Genomic DNA, 21761 nt, shown 5'->3' on the forward strand with positions numbered 1-21761 from the left:
CCGGGATGATTCAGTCATATGCCAAGAGCTACTCGCCCCACTGGCGTGTGACGGCATCCTGTTGTTGCAGATACATGTCGGTGCGGTGCCCCTGGCACTGCTCAATAACCTCTTTATAGAGAGACTCACGCCCCAGCCACAAATTTCCTGCATCAACATACCGCCCATTGGGCAACAGACAAAAATGCTGTAATACCAGCCGGTCCTGCATCCCCGCTGTCAACCAGCCATGATCCTCGCAGAAATCAAGAAAGTCATCTCCGTTATCCTGTTCATGGTCAGATGCAATCTCACTTTGATACAGTTGGTGGCGCTCATCGGCCATCAGCACCAGTGCATCTAACGTCCGTTTCCCGGCATTGCTTTGAACAACCTCCTGATAACGTCCGTTTTCCTTGCCGCGAAACAAATCCCACTGCTCAAAATAACGTCCATCAGGCAGCAGACAATACCCGTCGCTGCCATGCAAGGCATATGCGACACGCCAGCCCTGGTCAGAACAAAAAACCGCAGACGGATTAGGCAGCGCCCAGACCGCCCCGCCCCAGAGCAGGCACATCAGCAACGCGACAACACCTTTGCCCATGAAAACCTTCATACCACCCATCAAACGCTTTCCACTGCTTTTGTCGCTTTTGCCGCTTTGGCACTTTTGACAGGACACACGCCATGCAGATCGCAGGCATGCAGTGCATTGATCAGCGCCGCTATCGCCTGCGAACGCGGAAATGACTTGCGCCACGCCAGCACCACACGCCGTGTGGGCACCGGTTTGTCAAACGGCACATAGCGCACCAGGTCGCTCTCAACGCCCTGGCCCTTCAGCGCTTCATCGCTGATAGCCAGACGCGGCACAATCGTAATCCCCATGCCCGAGGCAGCCATCTGCCGCAGCGTTTCCAGTGACGAACCTTCAAAACTGCGCTGCATGCCCTCGGTGGCATCGGCTGAAATACGGCCAAACTCGGGGCAGATATCCAGCACCTGGTCGCGGAAGCAGTGCCCGGCGCCCAGCAGCAGCATCGTTTCATTCTTCAAATCATCTTCATGAACGCTTTTGCGTTTGGCAAACGGATGGCTCTTAGGCACGGCCACCAGAAACGGCTCGTCATAAAGCGGCTCCACCTCCAGCCCGGTATCCGGAAAAGGATCGGCCATAATGGCACAGTCAATCTCGCTGCTGCGCAGCATTTCCAGCAGGTTCACCGTGAAATTCTCCTGCAACAGCAATGGCATCTGCGGCGTCAGCCGTACACTTTCGCGCACCAGTTGCGGCAGCAGATAAGGGCCGATGGTGTAAATCACCCCCAGCCGCAATGGGCCTGCCAGCGGGTCCTGCCCGCGCCGTGCAATGTCCTTGATCATCATGGCGTCTTCCAGCACCAGCCTAGCCTGGCGCACAATCTCCTGACCCAGCGGCGTTACGGCCACATCGCCCACACCGCGTTCAAAAATCTGCACGCCCAGTTCATCTTCCAGCTTTTTAATGCCAACGCTCAAAGTCGGTTGCGACACAAAACATGCCGCCGCCGCTTTGCCAAAATGCTTTTCACGCGCCACCGCCACGATGTAACGCAGTTCTGTCAGTGTCATGATGATTTATCCTTGTACAACCCGTTAATCAATCCTGACCAGCTCCAGTACGCCTTTGGTATCCGGGTCTTCCAGCATCAGGTGACCTGTTTTGGCATCTAGCCACAGCACCGGTGCCGGGGCCTGAGACCCGCCATTCGCACCGCTCCATTCGCAAACCAGTTTCCCATCCGCATATTTTGCAACCAATTCAAATTCATTGCCGAACGGCTGCCCGGCCTGCGCGCCGGTTACCTGCACCTTCAATACCACCAGAAAGTCATCTCCCTGGCGCCGGATCCGAACCGTCGTCCCATCATTGACCTGCTCAGAATGGGCCACATTGTCATCCCGAACCGCAGACCAGTCGCCTACAAACTCATAACCAGGCTTGACAACAGAACAGCCTGTCATCAAAAACAGCATCACCAAAATCGTGCCAAACAATTTCCTCATGCCAACTCCTTGCGGGTTAAATGCGCCGGAGCGCCCCCCTCATTTTATAAAAACTGCCTGTCTGCACTGCACAGGCCTTGCATACCGGTAGCGCCCGTATGCTCACTCTCCTGCGAGAACATTCCCCACCCGCACCAGTTCCATACGCACGCCGATTTCAGGCAGTTCCACAACCAGACGCCCGGTATCTTGATCCAACCACAATTCAGGCGGCGTCTCTGTGCTTCCCTCATCAATTCCAGTCCACTCACTGATCAAGCGGTTATTCTCATTGCGCGACTTCAGCTCAAGCACCATACCGCAGCCATGGCCGGTTTCGGGGTGTTTTGACACCGACAGCAATCGGATATGAAGCGGATACTGCTCATCCTCATCGGGGCTGATATAAGCCGTCAGCCCCTCGCCTTCCAGTAAAGACAAAACCGGCTCGCGGCTGCAACCGCCGGTTTCATCCACAACGCAAAAAATAAACCATTTGCCGACCAGATCATGTTCTTTTACCGACGATGCACACCCTGCCAACAGCATACAGGTAATTACCAGCCCAATCCCAGCCCATCTTTTCATATAAAAACTCCCGCAGCAGGTTTAACCGCATGATACATTCTGATATTTCCACTAAGCAGATATTTACTCATTGTTGATTCTGACAAACTCCCGGTCCCATTCCCTCTGAGCATTTTCCAAAACCAGGCGTCCTGTTGTTGAATTTATTGACAATACAGGTGCAAATCCCAGCGGCCCCATCTCCGGATTTGATAATTCACATTGCAACTGGCTGCTGCTGCCCATATAGCTGCAATCAAGCTCAATTCGTGCACACCCGGCAAGCTTTAACCCTGTATAAAGCGCTGCGTTATCAAGATAAACGCGGAAATCTGCCCCATGCGGTTGAATACTCAACTTTTGTCGGGGGCACTGCCCCTCGAACAAACTTCCTACAACCTCCCCCTGAGGCTTGGTATCTATCCATTCCCCTAGAAAACCTGTCTCTGCATGAACTGCTGCACCCCCTGCCAGCATGCACAACACCATAACCGCTATAAATTTTCTTATCATAATTCCCATGGTCTCTCCTATACAAAAATCAAGCCTTTAAAAACTCCGCTTTGGTCCCCATCCAGCGTTCAATGTGCTGCCTGGCCGCCACCGGATATTCACGCAGCAGAATCGGCGCCATTTTACGCGCCGCTTCCAGCAGGTCGGTATCCTCCGACAAGTCAGCAAAACGCAGCAGCGCGTCCCCCGACTGCCGCGCGCCCAGGAACTCACCGGGGCCGCGAATTTCCAGATCGCGCCGCGCAATCTCAAACCCGTCATTGGTTTGCACCATCGCTTTCAGGCGCTCGCGCCCGGCCTGCCCCAACTGGTCGCCAAACAGCAGCACGCAGGTGGAAGCCACCGTGCCGCGCCCGACCCGCCCGCGCAACTGGTGCAACTGCGACAGGCCGAAACGCTCGGCATGCTCAATCACCATCAGCGAGGCATTGGGCACATCCACCCCCACTTCAATCACCGTGGTTGATACCAGCACCGACATGCTGCCCGCAACAAACTGCGCCATGATCTCTTTTTTCTGCGTGCCGGGCATGCGGCTGTGCAACAGCCCGATCTGTACCTGCGGCAGTTTTTCCTTCAGGTACTCATAAGTGGCCGTCGCGTTGGAAAGATCCAGCGCCTCGCTCTCCTCAATCAGCGGGCACACCCAGTACACCTGCCGCCCCTGCGCCACCAGTTCGCCAATGCGTGCGGCCACCTCATCCTTGCGCTGTTCGCTGAACAGGCGCGTTTGTATCGGCGTGCGGCCTGGCGGCAGCTCATCAATGGTCGACACATCCAGATCAGCGTAATAGCTCATCGCCAGCGTGCGCGGAATCGGCGTAGCGCTCATCATCAGAAAATGCGGCTCCAGTTCCTGCTCCTGCAGCTTGTCCCGCAGCGCTAGCCGCTGCGCCACCCCGAAGCGGTGCTGCTCATCAATAATCACCAGCCCCAGCCGGTGAAACTTCACCTGCTCCTGAATCACCGCGTGCGTGCCCACAATCAGCCCGGCCTGTCCGCTGGCAATCGCTTCCAGCATCTGCGTGCGCTCGGCCTTTTTCTGCGCACCGGTCAGCCATGCCACGGTGACACCGCGCGGCATCAGCCAGTCCACCAGTTTGCGAAAATGCTGCTGCGCCAGAATTTCCGTAGGCACCATCAGCGCGCACTGCCAGCCCGCGCCCATCGCCACCGCTGCGGCAATGGCCGCCACCACCGTTTTGCCGGAGCCGACATCGCCCTGCAATAGCCGGTGCATCGGCACGGTATTCCCCATGTCACGCACCACCTCTTCAGCCACACGGCGCTGTGCCGCCGTCAGTTCAAACGGCAGCACCGCCAAAAACTGCTCATGCAGCGGCGGCAGGTTACCCTGATGGTGCGGCCGCAGTTCCGGCGCCCGTAAACGGCTGCGGGCCATGCGCGCCTGCAACTGTGCCAGTTGCTGTGCCAGCAGCTCTTCAAACTTCAGCCGCCGCCAGGCCGGGTGCGTATGGTCCTCCAGCGCAGCCAGCGGCACATCAGGCCCCGGCAAGTGCAGCAGATGCAATGCCATTTTCAGCGGCATCACACCATGCAGTTGCGGAAACAGCCCCAGCAGTTCCGGTGCAATCGTTTCATGCAGATCGGCCCGCGACAATCCGCCCAACACCGCTTTGCGCAGATACGCCTGCGGCAACCCGGCCACTGTCGGATATACCGGTGTGAGGCTCTGCGGCAACTCGCCTGAGGCCGCCTTGAACGCCGGGTGCATCATCTCCCAGCCACCCCAGATACCACCGCTTTTAATCTCACCGCGCACCCGCACCCGCTGCCCCACGGCCAGCGCTTTCAGATGCGACGGATAAAACGAAAAAAAACGCATGCGCAGTGTATCGCTGCCGTCATTGAGCGTTACCAGCAACTGCCGCTTGTGCCGGCGCACAATCTCCTGCTGCGTGACCTCGCCTTCCACCTGCACCACCATGCCGTGCCGCGCATCACGCAAACGGGTAATGCGGGTTTCATCCTCATAGCGCAATGGCAGGTGCAGCGCCAGATCAATATCGCGCACCAGCCCCAGTTTTTTCAACCCCTGCTGGGCCGGGCTGGGTTTGAGAGGTGCCTCTTTGGAAACCTCCTGGGGGTTTCCTTCAGCCATATCCGTTGCCACCCGTTCCGCCTGCGCTGTTGCAGTACGCCGCCCCGCTTTTACCCGTGCGCGGTCAGCCACCTTTGCAACGGGTGTTTTCTGTTTTTTCTCAGAGACCGGCACTTTTCGCTCAGACATGGGACAATTCAGCTTTCTCAACACATGATCTTTGCTGCCCTGCTTCAAACTAGGCGGCAAAAGCTCTATATTAACATCTGCTTTCCTTGGTACGGGCCCGTCCGGCCCTCAACGGTATGAATACAACAGCTTTTTCTCCTGACACCTCCCGTGAATTTACCCTTTCCGATTTCGACTTTGACCTGCCACCGGAACTGATTGCACAGCATCCGGCCACAGAGCGCAGCGCTTCGCGCCTGCTGGACGGCACAGCAACACAGCCCGCAGACCGGATATTTCGCGACCTGCCGCAACTGCTGGCCCCCGGCGACCTGCTGGTATTTAACGATACCAAAGTCATCAAAGCCCGGCTGTATGGCGAAAAACCCACCGGCGGCAAACTGGAACTGCTGATCGAACGCGTGTTGCCCGATGCATCCCCCGCGCAGGCCGGCAGCCGCATCGTGGCTGCCCACATGAAAGTCAGCAAAAAACCGGCCATTGGCACCGTGCTGCACATGCACGGCGGCTTTACCGCCACACTGCTGGGCCGCTGGCCCGAAGAAAATGGCCCGCTGTTCCGGCTGGAACTCAGCGACGACCCCTACGCGCTGATGGAGCAACACGGCCATGTGCCGCTGCCCCCCTATATTGAACACGACGACACCGAACAAGACCAGCAGCGCTACCAGACCGTATTCGCCCGCGAACCCGGCGCTGTAGCCGCCCCCACCGCGGCACTGCATTTTGACGAAGCCCTGCTGAGCGCATTGCAGGCCAAAGGTGTGCAACTGGCGCATGTCACACTGCATGTGGGCGCGGGCACATTTGCCCCGGTCAAGGTTGAGAACATTGCCGAGCACCAGATGCACTTTGAGCGCTATGAGGTACCCGCAGCCACCCAGGCCGCTATTGATGCCTGCCACGCACGCGGCGGGCGTGTGCTGGCTGTAGGAACCACATCGGTACGCGCGCTCGAATCATGGGCTAAAACCGGCCAGATGCATGGCGACACCAACATCTTCATCACCCCCGGTTTTCAGTTCAAGGTGGTCGACATGCTCATCACCAACTTTCACCTGCCCAAAAGCACACTGATGATGCTGGTGAGTGCCTTTGCCGGCTATGAACATATCCGCTCCCTCTACACCCACGCCATCCGCGAACGCTACCGCTTTTTCAGTTATGGAGACGCCATGCTGCTGAGCCGCAACCGCTGAGACCGGCCCGTTATTTTCCAATACAGAAAGCCCTGCCGCAATGCTGCAGCCAACAAAACGTTCAGGGCAATCCTGGCGTTTTGTAAGCCAAAGCCATTGAGCTTCACTCACCACCGCCAGGCATATCTGCATACCCGTCTGCAATTGCTGCACACACATTTTCCGCCTGCCAGTTGCCTTGCAATACCGAAACCAGTGCCCTGCCAAAATCATCCCAAAAGCAGTTGCACAAATAAAAGCACTGCATGTAAACAACCGCCACCCAAACAAGAAACAGACCCATGCAGCAGACCGCTGTCACAGCAAACACAATCACACCCGCAGTTTTCCGGTTGCGACAGACGAAATAGGTCCCTAGAAAAATAACCACCGGCAGCCACATCCACAGCCAGACAGTCTTCAATACAGCCTGAGTCAAAGCAGGCATTAACAAACCCGCCATCTGCGGGTATTGCACCGCCAGGCTCAACGACACGTGGCAGAAAAACCATGTGGCACTGAACGCCACGGCTACCGCCAGCAGAAGGAAACTCTTTTGAACCTTACTCATACAATGACAGGTATAGAAAAAATCGGGAGGTAAAGCGCATAAATCATGACCACCATCAGAAGCAGATTAGCGATTGATATAAAAATCAATACAGATGTTCCAGGTCTGCGCGCGCGCAAATAGCTCATGATGCTCAGCAACAACAGCACAACCGGCAATAACATCCAAAGCCAGTTCCAGTGGATGACCAGCGCCGTCAGCGCCGGTAAATTATTCGCCCCCATTTCGGCAAATACCCTCCCATACACGGGTGGCACCATGTATATGGTGACAGACACCAGCAGTGTCAGCAATGCGCTCAAACCGATCAGGCCTTTCTGCGTTTTATTCATCACCCCTACAGTATAGCCACTCGTCAAAATAAAGCGATAATTCGCATGACACACTTTTTGATCAAAACACACATGCTGCAATTTGAACTGCTTAAAACCGAAGGCCAGGCCCGCCGTGGCCGCATGACGTTAAACCATGGCGTTGTGCAAACCCCCATTTTCATGCCGGTAGGCACCTACGGCACCGTCAAAGGCGTGCTGCCCCAGTCGCTGCTGGACATGAACGCACAGATCATTCTGGGCAACACCTTTCACCTGTGGATGCGCCCGGGGCTGGATGTGATGCAGCAGTTCGGCGGCCTGCACCAGTTTGAAAACTGGGGCCGCCCGATCCTTACCGACAGCGGCGGCTTCCAGGTCTGGAGCCTGGGCGAAATGCGCAAAATCACCGAAGAAGGCGTGCACTTTGCCTCACCAGTGAACGGCGACAAACTGTTCCTCTCGCCCGAAGTCAGCATGCAGATTCAGACCACACTCAATTCCGACATTGTGATGCAGTTGGACGAATGCACGCCCTACGAAACCAAGGGCCATATCACCACCGAAGACGAAGCGCGCCGCTCCATGGAAATGAGCCTGCGCTGGGCCGGACGCTCGCAGGCCGAATTTGCCCGACTTGAAAACCCCAATGCCCTTTTCGGCATTGTGCAGGGCGGCATGTTTGAACACCTGCGCGCAGAATCTGCCGCCGCACTTGCCGAACTCAATTTCCCCGGCTATGCCGTCGGGGGCGTGAGCGTGGGCGAGCCCAAAGAAGACATGCTGCGCATCATGGCACATACGCCGCGCCTGCTGCCCGCCCATAAACCCCGCTACCTGATGGGTGTAGGCACGCCGGAAGACCTGGTCGCCGGCGTTGCCAACGGTGTAGACATGTTCGACTGCGTCATGCCCACCCGCAACGCACGCAACGGTCACCTGTTCACCCGTTATGGTGACCTGCGCCTGCGCAATGCGCGCTTTCGCGCCGATCAGAACCTGGTTGACCCCACCTGCACCTGCTATACCTGCCGCAATTTCAGCCGCGCCTACCTACACCACCTGGATCGCTGCAGTGAAATGCTCGGCCCCATGCTCACCAGCATACACAACCTGCACTACTACCTGAACCTGATGCAGGAAGTGCGTGACGCGCTGGACGCAGGCCGGTTCAGCCAGTTCCAGCAACAGTTTGCAACTGAGCGCGCCCAGGGCGTTTAAAAAACACCCGACATTTCAGGTAAACGCCAACGGGATGAAACGCCACCCATTCATTCAAACCCTGCTGCGCCCGCTGCGGTCATTGCTGCGCACCATCGGTATGGTGCTGATCGCGCTGTTGCTGCTGTTTGAGGAATGGGGCTGGGAGCCGCTGAAAAAACTGCTGTCCTGGCTGCTGCGCTGGCCTTTCTGGCAAAGACTCAGCGCCCGCATTGCAGCCTTACCGCCTTACGGCGCACTGGCCACATTCGCCATTCCGATCATGGTTGACGAAAGCATCAAAATTATCGGACTGATTCAAATGGCGCGTGGCCATGTTGCCTGGGGCATTGCCATCATCGTGATTGCCAAAATCATCGGCACAGCACTGGTTGCATCCATTTACAACATCACTGAACCCAAACTGCTGCAACTGCCCTGGTTCGCGCGTTTTCACGCGTGGTGGATACCCTGGAAAAACCAGATGATGGCCAAAGTCCGCAGCACACCTTTCTGGCAGCGGATGACTGCGCATCTTCATGCAACCCGCCAGTTACTGGTATCGTTTTTTGTGCGCCTGAAAGCATGGCTGAGCCACATACGCAAGCATTAGGCAATATCAGAGTCAGCCCGGTTTGACGCCGGTACGGCACCCCTGTGCTTTAAACCACTTGCGCGCATTCATATAGCCGGGCTGTAACTGCGTTACCCCACTGTCGAATAGTCTCTGTTTGGCTTACACCGCTTTTACTTTCAAAACCCTGTATTTAATCAACAGCCCATGCGGTGCTGATAGAATGTGCTTCAAAATCTTCATAACTTAACGCCATGAACCCGAATTCTGACTCCACTGCCCCTGCCTTTAACACCACCCCAGAATCAGAAAATCAACACAGCACCCTGTTTTCCATCGGCATTCGGCAGATGCTGGCCCAACCCAAAATCAAAGACAGTTTTTTGCTGTCACTGTGCGCAACCCTGAGCCATCTGCTGGTATGCTGGATTATTTGTACAGTCATCCATAGTCAAAGCCGTATTCAGGAGGTACTCTCTCTGCCCGGGTTTCTGGTTTTAAATACATCCATTCCAACTCTCTTATTCATACTGACACTGTTCATGGCCTATATCTACAGATGGCCGCAGGCACACCCGCCAGTCAACAGACAAACCATAGCTACTTTTGCACTGGCCGGCGCATTGATCAATGCCCCCATCTTTCTTTACGGTTACGCTACAGCGTTTTTACTCCAATATACCGTCAGTTTTGGCTACAGCCTTTCAGAAGCACAGTACATCATGTTTCTGCTGACTCCCCTGAAACTATTGCTAATATGGGTATGCGTCTTCCTTTGCATGCTCGCCATAGGTCAACTTTTTGCGCAGAAAACCACTTTTTCGAAGCCGGAACAAATCGGCTACCAACCCATGCTGGGATTATTTGCCGCCCTGCTGGTTTTGGCATTCCTCCAGACACAACCCAGCGAAATACTGATAGCTCAAAGTCTGGTTCCGATGCTCAAATCCATGTTTGAATTTGAAGAATATGGTACGGTTGTAGCTGTACTTCAAATTGTTGCGCAGTTGATTACTCTGCTGTTTATCGCACTGCTGATCCCTCTGGCATACGCTTTTGCGTCCACAGCGCTCGAACACAAACGTCTGTCCGGCCTGACCTTGCGATACAGCATCAGTGCGGTACTTGCCTCTTTGGTGATCCTGTATTTGATCGGTTTGGCAATTTCATTTGTTGTATTGAAACTCATAACTTTTTTTAAGTTTCTTTATTTTGCCCAAGAGTTCTTCGGGTTACTCATCATCGGCATGTTAACAACAGCTATTTTTCTGGCAATTGTGGTATGCAAGCACCTCAGCACCACAGGCTGGCGGATTTATGCCATTGCCGTTGGCTGTGCACCTGCCGTATGCTGTTTGCTGATATTGCTGATTCAGCTGACATTGTCATATATGCCGGCAAGTTTGGCATTTGCAGCGGCTGTGACATGTCTGCTGGCATGGTTCATATTTTTTCTGATGCTGGATTACAGCATCAAAATAGGTATGAGTGTGCTGGTTCGTACCAACGCGCATCTTACCCAGTCACCACGTCTTTAAAGCCTCCCTGCGCATACCCGATGTTTCCGGCATATTTGGGACCCTATTTGGGGCATATGTCGGATTTATTCAAGACCTTCCACCCGCACACCGTTTAACATATTGGCATCACCAACCAACTGTCAACGAGACTACCATGCAATTTACCTATGCAATTCTGTATGTGGACGATGTGCGCCGCTCACTGGCGTTTTATGAACAGGCTTTCGGCTTTAAACCCCGCTTTATACATGAAGACGGCAACTGGGGGGAACTCGATACCGGCGCCACCCGGTTGTGTTTTTCATCGCACCAGCTAATGGCTCAGCTTGGCAAGCAGACTTCCCGTGCCAATGCCAAATCACCCTGTTTTGAAATTGCCTTCACTACCGATGATGTACAGGCCGCCGTGAATAAAGCCGTGGCGGCAGGCGCTGAACTCATCAGCGAGCCTGAGCAAACACCCTGGGGGCAAACGGTTGCTTATGTTGCCGACCTGGACCATGTGCTGGTTGAAATCTGTACCGCAGTTGGCGATTAGTCGGTGGTTAGCCAGCCTGGACAATGGTTAATGCCGTATCGCGTTCAATCGTACCCGGGCTGCATCACCGCATGAATCAGCGCCGGCTGCTGCCTGAACATTGCAGGCGTCAGCCCGAACCAGCGCTGAAACTCACGGTTCATGTGCGCCTGGTCGGCGTAGCCCTGTGCAGCCGCTATATCGGCTAAAGCTTGCTCCTGCACCAGCAAAGCCCGGGCACAGCGCCGTGCGCGCACCAGCCCTTTCCAAAATGATGGTGTTTGCCCTGTGCCCTGCATCACCACACGCTGCAACGTGCGCTCTGAAACGCCCAGCGCCCGGCCAGCTTTGCCAATACCGGCTGTATTTGAAATCGCGGCCAGCGCCTCACTTAAAGCGGCGTCCAGCAGCACAAAATCACCCAGGATATTTTGTACCCGTGCAGGCGCACAATCATTCAACCCGGAGAGCGCATCCAGCAAACCCTGGCTATCTATGCGCACACCGGGGCAAAAACGGTAGCCTGAAAACACATCTCCCGGTTTATAAGCCACCGCATAGGAACTTGCATCCAGACTTGAAACCATGCAGCTTGGTTTCCCCTGCGGAGAGAAGCGCATGATCAAATCGCGGCAACCGTCAGGCAACACCATCATCTGGCCACATTGCGCCGGCGCAAAATGCCATTTATCCAAAACACCTGGAGGTAACGGTGTACAAGCCACATTCACCATGTCTTATTGTAAACCCACAGGCCAGCACATGAGCTGTCTCAGCCAAACATGCTCTATTGACCTGCCCAGCAGGATTTATCACATAAACCACAAAGCCGTTGCACAAAGGCATTGCTCTACTCTGCCCGGGTACAGTAAACTGGCGCTCAAACACCTGTGCCTCACAGCGCCTGTCCGCTTGCAGGCTGTGTTAAGCAGCGTTGATTATGTTATGTTTTTACCAAAACTCCACACTCTATGGCACTGACAACTGAACAGCAAATTCTGATTGAACAAAAAGTCACCAACTACGGCAAGTCCACGCTGCTGGCCTACCTGCTGTGGTTCTTCCTCGCGGGCTGGGGCGTGCACCGCTTTTATCTGGGGCATATCAAAAGCGCTCTGGCCATGATTGCGCTGACTCTGATCAATTCCATTTTTCTGGTCATACCATTTATGATCCAGTTATTCAAACTGTCAGCCTGCATGGAGCGCTACCCCAGAAGCTATGACCGTATGTGCGGCGGACTTGACAATCTATTTGGTGGCCTGATGTTCATTGGTGCAGCAGCAGCCATCGCCATAGTCATCTGGTTCATTGTGGATGCATTTCTGATTCCCGGCATGGTACGTCACAAGAACGATGAATTGCGCCAGCGCCTGTCTGCCGAAATGGCTGCCACGTCTGCGATACCTGCCGCACCCACGGCCCCTGCAAGCATGTGCAATGGCACACAAACGCTTCCCATGTAAAAGCCGTTTCTGCATACCATGCCATTGAATGCCAGCCAGCAATACCTGCTTGAAAGCAAGCTGAAAGCGCAAGGCAGATCAGCCGGCGTGGCGTTTGGCATCTGGCTGCTGGCAGGGCTTTGCGGCGGACACCGTTACTATCTGGACAAGACCAAAAGCGCCCATGCCATGCTGTTGCTTTCCATACTGGTCACGATACTTCTGCTGGCTGCCATCGTCGGTGTAACCCGCACGGCACTGGCAACCACAGGCCTGAATGAACCACATGGTAGTGCTCTGACAGGCCTGCTTGCCCTGTTTGGCGAAATAGCATCCGGTAACCTGACACTGCGTGAACTGGTATTCACGCCTGTGACCCTTTTTCTGCTGAAAGCAACCGGCACTTGTTTTGGCGTATTGCTGCTGTGGTGGATAGCGGATGCATTTTTCATTCCTGCCGCCGTTCGCCACTATAACGCAACCCTGAAAGAAAAGCTGCTTCAGGAACTGGGCGACAGCCACACCGCAGATAACTCAACCCAGACGCCGCCTGCACACGTCAAGCCGTCAGCTTAAACGCGCCCTTGGCTAAAATACGGCCATTCACCTGAATCTCCACCACGTGCCTGCCCAGATAATACCGGCGTGTGGTCACTTCCTTCATCGAATGCAGCTTTTCCACGGCCCGTTTTTCGCCTGCGGCAAGCGAGAGTTTCGTCAGCTTGAACACTTTGGGAATGCTTTTACCATTCTGCCGCACATGGTGCACCACATAATCCACCGTCAGCTTGTGCGCCTGCTGGTCCTGGTTCTGTATTTCAAACGCAATCTTCACATTGCCGCCAATTGCCACAGAAGCCGGAAAAATTTTCAGTTTGCGCACGTCAATGTGCTCGCCCCCGCTGGCCCCCACGATCTGCAATGCCTCCTGGTTACCTTTTTTAATCAGCGTGCGTAAAGCATGTTTCACAATCCAGGTGGTTTCCGGCGTCGGACTTTCCTGTAGCCAGCGCCGTGCGGTCGCCAGCACCACATCCGGGTGGTCTTTCGATATGTCATTGAGATTATTTGCGACTGACTTGCGCACATATTCCGACGGATCACTGCGCAGCATTTCCAGCACCGCCAGTACCGGTTGCGGATCTTTCACAAACATCGCCAGCACACGCCCCCACGGCAAACGCGGGCGCGTACCCTCACTGGCCGCCCGGCGCACGTGTGCGCTTTTGTGTTTAGCCCATTGCCTCACCGTTTTCATTGTCATGCTGTGATGCTGTTCAATGAAAGGGCGAATCGCAAATTCAGCCGTGTGCCGCTGGGTAATTTCGCGCAACGCCTCCAGTGATTCTTTCGGATGCTGCAAGCCGTACTCTTCGACAAAGCGTGCCACTGCCATCAGGTACCAGCCATCATTGAACATGCCCTGCCCGACCTCAAGCGCTTCATCCAGCGAAGCAACCAGCATACCAACCGCTTCAGGATAATCCTGCGGCAGCCGGGTACGCAATCCTTCGGTCATGACCTGTACCCGGTCTTTGAGTTCTTTGCCTGGAATGCGCCGGTCCACCTCTGCGGCATAGCCTTCCACATCAAACTTCTTGTCCAGCCTTTTGATTTTCAGCCCCAGCACCCGTGCCGCATCACCATTGAAATACTGTTTGAAGCCAGATTCTGCTGCTGCCATATATGCTCCAGTTTCATCATCAACCCTCAGGCATAAACGCCCGCATGGCACATTATAAATTTGAAAATGCCTATCGCTCTTCAAACTTCATGCGGCCACCCGAAAGTGATTCATGCTTTAAAACCCCTGTCACACGCAAAGCACTGCATAATAGGGGCTGGTTTTTTATATTTTTGACTTTGCTGTAGTTCATGACATCACCTGCTCCCCATCCATACGCCAAAAACACCTCCGATTCAGCCGCCAGCAAACAGGCGCTGGCCTGGCTGCACACGGCCCGCTTTTACACCACTGCAGCACAATTGGAACACCTGCCGCCGCCCGACCTGCCTGAGATCGCTTTTGTCGGGCGCTCCAATGCCGGCAAATCCACCGCCATCAATACACTCACGCAGCAAAAGCGCCTGGCTTTTGCCAGTAAAACACCTGGGCGCACCCAGCACATCAACCTGTTTGCACTGGGCCGCCAGCAGCAGGTCAATGCCCGTTTTGCCGACCTGCCCGGCTATGGTTACGCTTCGGTACCCAAAGAGGCCAAGTGGCGCTGGCAGCAGGTGATGGTGAATTACCTGCAAACCCGCCCCAACCTGCATGGCATTGTGCTGCTGATTGACCCGCGGCACGGCCTGACCGAGCTTGACGATATTTTGCTGGATGTGATGCGTGAACGTGTGACGGCCGGACTCAATGTGATGGTGCTGCTGACCAAGGCCGACAAGCTGACCCGCAGCGAAGGGCAGAAAGCGCTCTCGATCGTACGCATACAGGCTGGGGGCGCCAGTGTGCGGCTGTTCTCATCCACCAAGCGTACCGGCGTGGCAGAAACCGCGGTGGAACTGTACAACTGGTGCCATCCTGACGCGCCGATAGGCGCAGCCGTTGAGCCGTCTCCCGCTGAGCCGGCATAAAACGTGCGTATCATTTGAAAATGTGCAAGGACACAACATGATCAACACCCGGCTTATTCCGATTGCCTTAGCCTGCCTGTTTGCCAGCCATGCATTTGCAGATGACCATGCGATCATGCAAAGAGGCTATTCACCTGCCGAGTCTTTCAAAAATTTTGCACTCAGCCAGTGTGTTGCCAATGGTTTTCAACAATATGCCGATATTCAAAAAGACGCCCAGATAGCAGCAGGCGGCTATCTTGAAATCGGCCATTACCCAATTGAAGCATACGAAGAAGCCGTGGCACTCAGCAAACAGTTTCTGGCACGCGAATACCGCACCATGGCAGGCCAATCGCTGACACTGATGAAATGCATCGACCTTTACCACAGCGATGAACTGGCGGCCCTGGTCGAAAAATACGAATACGCATTGGCCCACCCCGATCAGGAGCACGGCAGCAACTGACCTGACAGCAGGCTTGCCACCGGGTGCCCGCCTGCTTAGCCAAATACCATCAGTTGAACATCAACAATGTTTAATTGCTGCTGTCGTTAGGTGGCCTGTGTGCAGACAGCAGATGGCGTGAGAAAAAGTAGCACAATGCCAGTGCTGCCATCAGGATCACCGCACCCACATACCCGACATAGGCGGTTCCCAAGTGCAGCGATACCTGCCCGCCGATCAGCGCCCCGCCGCCAATGCCAATATTAAAAATGCCGGAAAACATTGCAATTGCCACATCGGTCGCGTCAGATGCAATGGCCAGCACCTTGGTCTGCAACGTCAGCGCAATCATCACCATCGTCGTACCCCAGAACAGGCACAGCGCCGCCGTACTGTACATGCTCCCGGAGCATAACAGCAGCAACGCCAGACACCCGAACATGATCCCCATTGGCACCATCAGCATACCTATGGGGTAACGGCTGCTGTACCTGGAAAAAAAGTAACTGCCGATCAGCCCGGCACCACCCACCACCAGCAGCAGCAACACCACATCGTCCTTGCTGAAGCCGGCGACATTCTCCATGAACGGGCCAAAATAGGTATAGGCGGTAAAGTGCCCGGTTACGATGATCGCGATCAATGCATACACATGCAACAGTGCACGCCGCCTGAACAGTGACGGCAGGCTTTTCAGCGAACCGGCATTGCTGCTGGGCAGCAGCGGCAACAGGCGCCATAACACCACCATCACTGCCAGTGCCACCGCACCAATACACAAAAACGTCACCCGCCAGCCCAGATGCTGCCCGATGACGGTACCAATCGGCACGCCCAGCACCGTCGCCATGGAAGAACCGGCCACCATCATGCCCAGCGCCTTGGCCCCCTGGCCTTTGGGCGCCACACGCACCGCCAGTGCAATGGTAATCGACCAGAAAATCGCATGCGCACAGGCAATACCCATGCGCGCAGCCATCAGCGTGCCAAAACTCCACGCCACACCGGCCAGAATATGGCTGAGCACAAACACGCAGAACAGAAACATCAGTAGGCGGCGCCGCTCGAACCTGGCAGTCAGAATCGTCAGCGGCAGTGACAGCAGCGCCACCACCCAGGCATAGCCGGTAATCAGCAGGCCAGTATGCGCCACATCCATCGAAAAACTCGGCGCAATAGAGGTCAGCAGCCCGACCGGCACAAACTCGGTGGTATTGAAAATAAACGCGGCAAACGCCAGGCTGATAACAGGAAGCCAGGACTTAAGCGCAGGCAATTGAGATGAGGTTGTCATAAAACACGAATCTATATTACATCGGTATACACCCGGCATTCTCCGCCCCGCACGCAGCGCGACAGCACAACGCAGGTGACAGGAAATCAGGAGGTCAGGAAAAACGAGCGCAAGGCATTAATGGGTTTTGCCTTGGTTCCTGGGCTAGATCCTGGGTATGCAAAGCTGTAGATTCTGAATATCCATAAATAGACTTTTGTTAGGCTGTTTTCAGCCAAGATGGGCCCGTGTAATCTTATCGGCCCGTGTAGCAGGTTTATCAGACGGCACTGTATTGTCGCTCTGTTTTGCGCCGGTTACACCACCCAATGAAAAAACCCCGAACACCGGTTCGAGGTTTTTTCTCAGCATTTCAACAGGTGCTGCCTGAACAGCCGCACCTGAAGGGTATACCGGGGGCTGATTACATCATGCCGCCCATGCCACCCATACCGCCCATGCCACCCATGTCAGGTGCGCCGGCAGCGCCTTCTTCCTTGGGCTGTTCAGCAATCAGGCAATCGGTGGTCAGGATCAGGCCAGCCACAGAAGCAGCGTTCTGCAAAGCAGAGCGGCTCACTTTGGCCGGGTCCAACACACCCATTTCAACCAGGTCACCGTATTCGCCATTGGCGGCATTGTAACCATAGTTCTTTTTGCCTTCGAGCACTTTATTGATCACAACGCTGGGCTCATCGCCTGCATTGAACACAATCTGGCGCAGCGGCTCTTCCAGAGCGCGCATCACGATCTTGATGCCGGCATCCTGGTCAGCATTGTCACCCTTGAGATCTTTAATGGCAGAGCGGGCACGCAGGAACACCACGCCACCACCAGCCACAACGCCTTCTTCCACAGCAGCGCGGGTTGCGTGCAGTGCATCTTCGACGCGGGCTTTCTTCTCTTTCATTTCAACTTCGGTCGCAGCACCCACACGGATCACGGCTACACCACCAGCCAGTTTGGCAACGCGTTCTTGCAGTTTTTCGCGGTCGTAGTCGGAGGTTGCTTCTTCGATCTGTGTGCGGATCTGTTTCACACGGGCTTCAATCGCATCAGCCTGGCCAGCACCGTCGATGATGGTGGTGTTTTCCTTGCCGATTTCAACGCGCTTGGCCTGGCCCAGTTCAGCCAGAGTCACTTTTTCCAGTGTCAGGCCAACTTCTTCAGCAATCACCTGACCGCCGGTCAGAATGGCGATGTCTTCCAGCATGGCTTTACGGCGGTCCCCAAAACCAGGGGCTTTCACAGCCACGGTCTTCAGAATGCCACGGATGCTGTTCACCACCAGGGTTGCCAGCGCTTCGCCATCCACGTCTTCTGCAATGATCAGCAGCGGACGGCTGGATTTAGCTACCTGCTCCAGAATCGGCAGCAGATCACGGATGTTGGAAACCTTCTTGTCATGCAGCAAAATGTAAGGATTGTCCAGAATGGCAACCTGTTTTTCTGCATTGTTGATGAAGTAAGGTGACAGGTAGCCGCGGTCAAACTGCATACCCTCAACCACTTCCAGTTCGTTTTCCAGGCTCTTGCCGTCTTCAACGGTAATCACGCCTTCTTTGCCCACTTTGTCCATTGCATCCGCAATGATCTTGCCGACGGTTTCATCAGCGTTGGCAGAAATGGAACCCACCTGGGCAATTTCCTTGCTGGTGGTTACTTTTTTAGCGGTCTTTTTCACTTCTTCCACAATGGCGTTTACAGCCTTGTCGATACCGCGTTTGATATCGGTGGGGTTGAAGCCAGCAGCCACATATTTGAAGCCTTCACGCACGATGGCCTGTGCCAGCACGGTAGCGGTAGTTGTACCGTCACCAGCGATGTCATTGGTCTTGGAAGCCACTTCCTTCACCAGCTGGGCACCCATGTTTTCCAGCTTGTCTTTCAGTTCAACTTCTTTTGCCACAGACACACCGTCTTTGGTCACGGTCGGGGCGCCGAAGGAGCGTTCCAGCACCACGTTACGGCCTTTGGGGCCCAGCGTCACTTTAACGGCATTTGCCAAAATGTTGACGCCGTTAACAATCTTCGAGCGGGCGTCATCGCCAAATACGACTTGTTTTCCAGCCATGTAAATCTCCTAAAATTCAGTACAAATAATCAATTACTTTTCAACAACTGCAAACAGATCGTCTTCTTTCATGACGAGCAGTTCCTGGCCGTCAACCTTCACGGTCTGGCCGCTGTATTTGCCAAACAGCACGCGGTCGCCGACCTTGACATCCATAGCCACCAGCTTGCCATCTTCACCGCGGCGCCCCGGGCCTACAGCCAGCACTTCACCCTGATCGGGTTTCTCGGTAGCAGCATCAGGAATCACAATGCCAGAAGCGGTTTTGGTTTCGCTTTCAATGCGCTTGACAACAACACGGTCATGCAGCGGACGAAGTTTGAGGGTCATTTCAGCTCCTTAAAAAACTGATTGATAAAGCGGCAGGTTTGTCATATCAGACCATGTGCTGCCGCTTTGTAAAACTAAAAACCAGTGAGTGCATTGATGTATGCATAGGCATTATTAGCACTCACCCCTAACGAGTGCTAATAATAGAGACTTCACCACCAAATTTCAAGGGGGTTAAGGGAAATAGCATCAATAAAAATGGATATTTCATCACATGTAACGATTGAACTATGCAGCAACAGCTTCTGCGCCTGTCACACTCAATGCAAAAGCCCCGACACTGGCAGACACCTCCCCCAGCGGGCAAAGCAATGACAGCTCATCATGCGGGCTTTCATAAAACCGCAATGTCCCCGCCGCCTGATGAAATGCGCCGACCATACTTGACGCCACACTGGCCCTGACCAGTTGATGCGCACCGGAACCCGGCGTGCCAATGATGCTCGGCGCGCACACCAGCCCAAATGTCGGCAAAGCCAGAAAACCCAGCCGTTCTCCCGGCGCACCGGTCAGCGTCAGCGCCAGATCGGCCAGACGCCGGTCTTTGACTGCCAGGCTCGCACCCATTCTGCACCCGGCCTTGCGGTAAGCCGCAGCCGGGTGGTCAATGCCATAAGAACGCGTCATCCAGACCTGTCCCAGTTTTTTTGGCCAGCCTTGCAACAACCCCCTCATCATGGAAATATCCTGATCCACCCAGATCAACGGGCAATACAGCCTTTTGCTCCCGGCCTGGTCAATGGCTTCAATCAAAACAAAAAACTCCTTGTACTGGGCATATACAGGGTCAAGCAGTTCCCAGCCATCGGTGGTCGATTGCCAGTCGCAAAAATGCCCGTACGCTGTTCCTGTCGCATTGCCAAAACCGGCTGGCAGCAAAGTTTGCGCGGCTTTGGTATCAACAGCAAACCGCAACGAAATCACTTCGCCCGCATAATGCCATGGCGGCAGCGGCACCAGTGCAGAGCGCCCGGATGGTGTCAGTGGTGGTGTGAGGCCAGATAAATGCGGCATGGTCAATCTCCTGTAGAAAAATTAATGCCTTAATATATTCCTCATATAAAGAAAAATGATTTCTTTTTTACTTTAAAAAAACAATAATTAGAAAAAATCTTTTTCAATTAACTAAAAATCGGGAATAAATAACCATGTCACTGGAAAAAACGGATATTCGCATACTGCGCACACTGCAGATGGAAGGAAAACTGACCAACCAGGAACTGGCCACCCGCATCGGCATGTCAGCCTCGCCCTGCTGGCGGCATGTCAAGAAGCTGGAGGATGAACACATTATTACCGGCTACAAAGCCGTCATTGATCGCAAAGCCGTTGGGCTGGGCGTTTTGGTGTTTGTCCGCATTCAGATCGACACCCACTCACACGACGAAGCACTGCGCTTTGAAAACGCCGTGCACAGCCTGGACAATGTGATCGCCTGTTACGCCATTGCCGGCGAAGCTGATTTTTTGCTTCAGGTGGTTGCAACCGATATGGACAGCTACGCCGACTTTGCCATGACCGTGATACGCCGGCTGCCGGGCATCAAAGAAATGCACACCATGTTCGTATTGAAAGAGATCAAGCCCCTGAGTCCGCTGCCGATCCCGGCCTGAGCAGAGCTGCCAGGCGGCAAAACACCTGGCAGGCTGGCACTAGCGATAACGCTGCCACAGCAATTCAAAATGCTGCAAATACTGGCTGACCAGCACCGGGTTATCCGTCGTCAACACATTTTCCTCATTGTGCCGGCTGGCCGAAAGCGTCCAGTTGAAACTGCCATTCAAAAGAATTCTGCGGTCAAACACCGCAAACTTATGGTGCATGTGGTATTCGCTGTGGTCCATACACAGCGCGATGCCGGCCTGTTGCAGTATTTCGATATCGCTGCCCGCATCATGCTGCTTTTCGTTATCGGTAATCACACGAACCTGCACACCACGCTTGTGGCATGCGAGCAGCTCGTCGCTGAGCACATTGTCGGCAATGGTAAATACGCAGACATCCACACTGCTGCGCGCACCACGGCATAACGAACGAATGGCATGGCGGCAGGCATCCCCCGGGCTGAAATAAGCGCTCGCCTTGATACGCTGCGGCGCAGAGGCGGCATCCAGCGTTTTCACCACCTGCTCCAGCCATTTAAACCCCTGCATCACTTCTTGCCGCTCCAACCCGGAATGCATCATTTCGCGCACCATGTCAAAAGCACGGTTGCGCATAAAACGGATACGCTCAGGATCCAGCACCTTGCCAAGCTGCCTGAGCTCGTCACGCTCCTCATTGCTCAGCCGCCAGTCCGCCGCAGTTTCACGCAACTGCTCATCCAGGTGATCAAAATCCATATGCTTCCTTATACATGGCCCTGATTGCAACACCGTGCATGCCAACCGCATGCTGTCAGGTCATCAACC

The 21761-nt window shown here is 54.6% G+C and carries 25 protein-coding genes; 10 read left to right on the forward strand and 15 right to left on the reverse strand.

All coding sequences use genetic code 11. The features are described 5' to 3' along the window. Positions 1-28 precede the first annotated feature (28 nt). The 6 genes from AACY98_RS14830 to recG form a co-directional block, all read right to left on the reverse strand. Positions 29-586, reverse strand: a complete 558-nt coding sequence (locus AACY98_RS14830) for a putative hemolysin (RefSeq protein WP_339806266.1) — start codon at positions 584-586, stop codon at positions 29-31. A gap of 20 nt (positions 587-606) precedes the next feature. Next, positions 607-1593 carry a LysR substrate-binding domain-containing protein gene (locus tag AACY98_RS14835; RefSeq protein WP_339806268.1) on the reverse strand — a complete coding sequence of 329 codons (987 nt, stop codon included), beginning with the start codon at positions 1591-1593 and terminating at the stop codon, positions 607-609. A 24-nt stretch (positions 1594-1617) separates the two neighbouring features. Then, positions 1618-2028, reverse strand: coding sequence for a hypothetical protein (locus tag AACY98_RS14840; RefSeq protein WP_339806270.1), 411 nt, complete (start codon positions 2026-2028; stop codon positions 1618-1620). Positions 2029-2130: 102 nt separating this feature from the next. After that, positions 2131-2595, reverse strand: a complete 465-nt coding sequence (locus AACY98_RS14845) for a hypothetical protein (protein WP_339806273.1) — start codon at positions 2593-2595, stop codon at positions 2131-2133. A gap of 63 nt (positions 2596-2658) precedes the next feature. Next, the gene (locus AACY98_RS14850) at positions 2659-3096 is read right to left on the reverse strand and encodes a hypothetical protein (RefSeq protein ID WP_339806275.1); all 438 of its coding nucleotides are present in this window, start codon (positions 3094-3096) and stop codon (positions 2659-2661) included. A 19-nt stretch (positions 3097-3115) separates the two neighbouring features. Beyond that, positions 3116-5338, reverse strand: coding sequence for an ATP-dependent DNA helicase RecG (gene recG, locus AACY98_RS14855; RefSeq protein ID WP_339806277.1), 2223 nt, complete (start codon positions 5336-5338; stop codon positions 3116-3118). Positions 5339-5454: 116 nt separating this feature from the next. Between recG and queA the strand changes: the two genes are divergently transcribed. After that, positions 5455-6537 (forward strand): tRNA preQ1(34) S-adenosylmethionine ribosyltransferase-isomerase QueA, encoded by a 1083-nt coding sequence (gene queA, locus AACY98_RS14860; protein ID WP_339806279.1) that lies wholly within the window; start codon positions 5455-5457, stop codon positions 6535-6537. A 103-nt stretch (positions 6538-6640) separates the two neighbouring features. Here queA and AACY98_RS14865 read toward each other — a convergent pair whose 3' ends face one another. Continuing rightward, positions 6641-7087: a hypothetical protein gene (locus AACY98_RS14865; protein ID WP_339806282.1), complete on the reverse strand. Its 447-nt coding sequence runs from the start codon at positions 7085-7087 to the stop codon at positions 6641-6643. Next, a complete protein-coding gene (locus tag AACY98_RS14870) occupies positions 7084-7419 on the reverse strand; it encodes a hypothetical protein (RefSeq protein WP_339806283.1) in 336 nt (111 codons plus the stop codon). Before AACY98_RS14870 ends, AACY98_RS14865 begins: the two co-directional genes overlap by 4 nt. A gap of 72 nt (positions 7420-7491) precedes the next feature. On the opposite strand from AACY98_RS14870, the gene tgt reads away from it, so the two are divergent. The 4 genes from tgt to AACY98_RS14890 all read left to right on the forward strand — a co-directional run bounded on the left by tgt (position 7492) and on the right by AACY98_RS14890 (position 11230). After that, positions 7492-8619: a tRNA guanosine(34) transglycosylase Tgt gene (tgt, locus tag AACY98_RS14875; RefSeq protein ID WP_339806325.1), complete on the forward strand. Its 1128-nt coding sequence runs from the start codon at positions 7492-7494 to the stop codon at positions 8617-8619. A gap of 34 nt (positions 8620-8653) precedes the next feature. Then, entirely contained in the window at positions 8654-9211 is a 558-nt protein-coding gene (locus AACY98_RS14880; RefSeq protein ID WP_339806285.1) for a hypothetical protein, read from the forward strand. 215 nt (positions 9212-9426) lie between these two features. Continuing rightward, positions 9427-10710 carry a hypothetical protein gene (locus AACY98_RS14885; protein ID WP_339806287.1) on the forward strand — a complete coding sequence of 428 codons (1284 nt, stop codon included), beginning with the start codon at positions 9427-9429 and terminating at the stop codon, positions 10708-10710. 136 nt (positions 10711-10846) lie between these two features. Then, positions 10847-11230: a VOC family protein gene (locus AACY98_RS14890; RefSeq protein WP_339806289.1), complete on the forward strand. Its 384-nt coding sequence runs from the start codon at positions 10847-10849 to the stop codon at positions 11228-11230. 44 nt (positions 11231-11274) lie between these two features. Here AACY98_RS14890 and AACY98_RS14895 read toward each other — a convergent pair whose 3' ends face one another. Further along, positions 11275-11865: a helix-turn-helix domain-containing protein gene (locus tag AACY98_RS14895; protein ID WP_339806291.1), complete on the reverse strand. Its 591-nt coding sequence runs from the start codon at positions 11863-11865 to the stop codon at positions 11275-11277. A gap of 315 nt (positions 11866-12180) precedes the next feature. Here AACY98_RS14895 and AACY98_RS14900 point away from each other — a divergent pair, with 315 nt between their 5' ends. Together AACY98_RS14900 and AACY98_RS14905 are read left to right on the forward strand one after the other, a co-directional pair. Continuing rightward, on the forward strand, positions 12181-12675 hold the full coding sequence (locus tag AACY98_RS14900; protein WP_339806293.1) for a TM2 domain-containing protein: 495 nt from the start codon (positions 12181-12183) through the stop codon (positions 12673-12675). A gap of 18 nt (positions 12676-12693) precedes the next feature. Next, on the forward strand, positions 12694-13230 hold the full coding sequence (locus AACY98_RS14905) for a TM2 domain-containing protein (protein ID WP_339806295.1): 537 nt from the start codon (positions 12694-12696) through the stop codon (positions 13228-13230). On the opposite strand, the gene AACY98_RS14910 is transcribed toward AACY98_RS14905, so the two are convergent. Beyond that, on the reverse strand, positions 13214-14338 hold the full coding sequence (locus AACY98_RS14910; protein ID WP_339806297.1) for a DNA alkylation repair protein: 1125 nt from the start codon (positions 14336-14338) through the stop codon (positions 13214-13216). The genes AACY98_RS14905 and AACY98_RS14910 overlap by 17 nt on opposite strands. 191 nt (positions 14339-14529) lie before the next feature. Here AACY98_RS14910 and yihA point away from each other — a divergent pair, with 191 nt between their 5' ends. Beyond that, positions 14530-15246, forward strand: coding sequence for a ribosome biogenesis GTP-binding protein YihA/YsxC (yihA, locus tag AACY98_RS14915; protein ID WP_339806299.1), 717 nt, complete (start codon positions 14530-14532; stop codon positions 15244-15246). Positions 15247-15283: 37 nt separating this feature from the next. Beyond that, positions 15284-15694 (forward strand): T6SS amidase immunity protein Tai4 family protein, encoded by a 411-nt coding sequence (locus tag AACY98_RS14920; RefSeq protein WP_339806301.1) that lies wholly within the window; start codon positions 15284-15286, stop codon positions 15692-15694. Positions 15695-15764: 70 nt separating this feature from the next. On the opposite strand, the gene AACY98_RS14925 is transcribed toward AACY98_RS14920, so the two are convergent. From AACY98_RS14925 to AACY98_RS14940, 4 genes are all read right to left on the reverse strand, one after another. Continuing rightward, a complete protein-coding gene (locus AACY98_RS14925; RefSeq protein ID WP_339806303.1) occupies positions 15765-16967 on the reverse strand; it encodes a sugar transporter in 1203 nt (400 codons plus the stop codon). Between the two features lie 403 nt (positions 16968-17370). Beyond that, on the reverse strand, positions 17371-19020 hold the full coding sequence (groL, locus tag AACY98_RS14930) for a chaperonin GroEL (protein WP_339806305.1): 1650 nt from the start codon (positions 19018-19020) through the stop codon (positions 17371-17373). Positions 19021-19053: 33 nt separating this feature from the next. After that, positions 19054-19350: a co-chaperone GroES gene (gene groES / locus AACY98_RS14935; RefSeq protein ID WP_126980609.1), complete on the reverse strand. Its 297-nt coding sequence runs from the start codon at positions 19348-19350 to the stop codon at positions 19054-19056. A 228-nt stretch (positions 19351-19578) separates the two neighbouring features. Further along, positions 19579-20364 carry an acetoacetate decarboxylase family protein gene (locus AACY98_RS14940; protein ID WP_339806307.1) on the reverse strand — a complete coding sequence of 262 codons (786 nt, stop codon included), beginning with the start codon at positions 20362-20364 and terminating at the stop codon, positions 19579-19581. 134 nt (positions 20365-20498) lie between these two features. Between AACY98_RS14940 and AACY98_RS14945 the strand changes: the two genes are divergently transcribed. Further along, positions 20499-20963, forward strand: coding sequence for an Lrp/AsnC family transcriptional regulator (locus AACY98_RS14945; RefSeq protein WP_339806309.1), 465 nt, complete (start codon positions 20499-20501; stop codon positions 20961-20963). A gap of 39 nt (positions 20964-21002) precedes the next feature. On the opposite strand, the gene AACY98_RS14950 is transcribed toward AACY98_RS14945, so the two are convergent. Next, positions 21003-21692, reverse strand: coding sequence for a phospholipase D-like domain-containing protein (locus AACY98_RS14950; RefSeq protein WP_339806311.1), 690 nt, complete (start codon positions 21690-21692; stop codon positions 21003-21005). Between the last annotated feature and the right edge of the window lie 69 nt (positions 21693-21761).

It is taken from the genome of Saezia sanguinis (genome assembly GCF_963921665.1).
GTDB lineage: Bacteria > Pseudomonadota > Gammaproteobacteria > Burkholderiales > Burkholderiaceae_C > Saezia > Saezia sanguinis.

Bases quoted from the DNA above. Each gene is read 5' to 3' on its own strand.
- groES (WP_126980609.1), bottom strand. From the start codon at position 19,350: ATGACCCTCAAACTTCGTCCGCTGCATGACCGTGTTGTTGTCAAGCGC.
- AACY98_RS14895 (WP_339806291.1), bottom strand. From the start codon at position 11,865: ATGATGGTGTTGCCTGACGGTTGCCGCGATTTGATCATGCGCTTCTCT.
- AACY98_RS14940 (WP_339806307.1), bottom strand. From the start codon at position 20,364: ATGCCGCATTTATCTGGCCTCACACCACCACTGACACCATCCGGGCGC.
- AACY98_RS14870 (WP_339806283.1), bottom strand. From the start codon at position 7,419: ATGAATAAAACGCAGAAAGGCCTGATCGGTTTGAGCGCATTGCTGACA.
- AACY98_RS14920 (WP_339806301.1), top strand. From the start codon at position 15,284: ATGATCAACACCCGGCTTATTCCGATTGCCTTAGCCTGCCTGTTTGCC.
- AACY98_RS14830 (WP_339806266.1), bottom strand. From the start codon at position 586: ATGGGCAAAGGTGTTGTCGCGTTGCTGATGTGCCTGCTCTGGGGCGGG.
- AACY98_RS14835 (WP_339806268.1), bottom strand. From the start codon at position 1,593: ATGACACTGACAGAACTGCGTTACATCGTGGCGGTGGCGCGTGAAAAG.
- AACY98_RS14880 (WP_339806285.1), top strand. From the start codon at position 8,654: ATGAAACGCCACCCATTCATTCAAACCCTGCTGCGCCCGCTGCGGTCA.
- tgt (WP_339806325.1), top strand. From the start codon at position 7,492: ATGCTGCAATTTGAACTGCTTAAAACCGAAGGCCAGGCCCGCCGTGGC.
- queA (WP_339806279.1), top strand. From the start codon at position 5,455: ATGAATACAACAGCTTTTTCTCCTGACACCTCCCGTGAATTTACCCTT.
- AACY98_RS14950 (WP_339806311.1), bottom strand. From the start codon at position 21,692: ATGGATTTTGATCACCTGGATGAGCAGTTGCGTGAAACTGCGGCGGAC.
- AACY98_RS14840 (WP_339806270.1), bottom strand. From the start codon at position 2,028: ATGAGGAAATTGTTTGGCACGATTTTGGTGATGCTGTTTTTGATGACA.
- AACY98_RS14910 (WP_339806297.1), bottom strand. From the start codon at position 14,338: ATGGCAGCAGCAGAATCTGGCTTCAAACAGTATTTCAATGGTGATGCG.
- AACY98_RS14905 (WP_339806295.1), top strand. From the start codon at position 12,694: ATGCCATTGAATGCCAGCCAGCAATACCTGCTTGAAAGCAAGCTGAAA.
- AACY98_RS14925 (WP_339806303.1), bottom strand. From the start codon at position 16,967: ATGACAACCTCATCTCAATTGCCTGCGCTTAAGTCCTGGCTTCCTGTT.
- AACY98_RS14865 (WP_339806282.1), bottom strand. From the start codon at position 7,087: ATGAGTAAGGTTCAAAAGAGTTTCCTTCTGCTGGCGGTAGCCGTGGCG.
- yihA (WP_339806299.1), top strand. From the start codon at position 14,530: ATGACATCACCTGCTCCCCATCCATACGCCAAAAACACCTCCGATTCA.
- AACY98_RS14850 (WP_339806275.1), bottom strand. From the start codon at position 3,096: ATGGGAATTATGATAAGAAAATTTATAGCGGTTATGGTGTTGTGCATG.
- AACY98_RS14885 (WP_339806287.1), top strand. From the start codon at position 9,427: ATGAACCCGAATTCTGACTCCACTGCCCCTGCCTTTAACACCACCCCA.
- AACY98_RS14890 (WP_339806289.1), top strand. From the start codon at position 10,847: ATGCAATTTACCTATGCAATTCTGTATGTGGACGATGTGCGCCGCTCA.
- groL (WP_339806305.1), bottom strand. From the start codon at position 19,020: ATGGCTGGAAAACAAGTCGTATTTGGCGATGACGCCCGCTCGAAGATT.
- AACY98_RS14945 (WP_339806309.1), top strand. From the start codon at position 20,499: ATGTCACTGGAAAAAACGGATATTCGCATACTGCGCACACTGCAGATG.
- AACY98_RS14845 (WP_339806273.1), bottom strand. From the start codon at position 2,595: ATGAAAAGATGGGCTGGGATTGGGCTGGTAATTACCTGTATGCTGTTG.
- AACY98_RS14900 (WP_339806293.1), top strand. From the start codon at position 12,181: ATGGCACTGACAACTGAACAGCAAATTCTGATTGAACAAAAAGTCACC.
- recG (WP_339806277.1), bottom strand. From the start codon at position 5,338: ATGTCTGAGCGAAAAGTGCCGGTCTCTGAGAAAAAACAGAAAACACCC.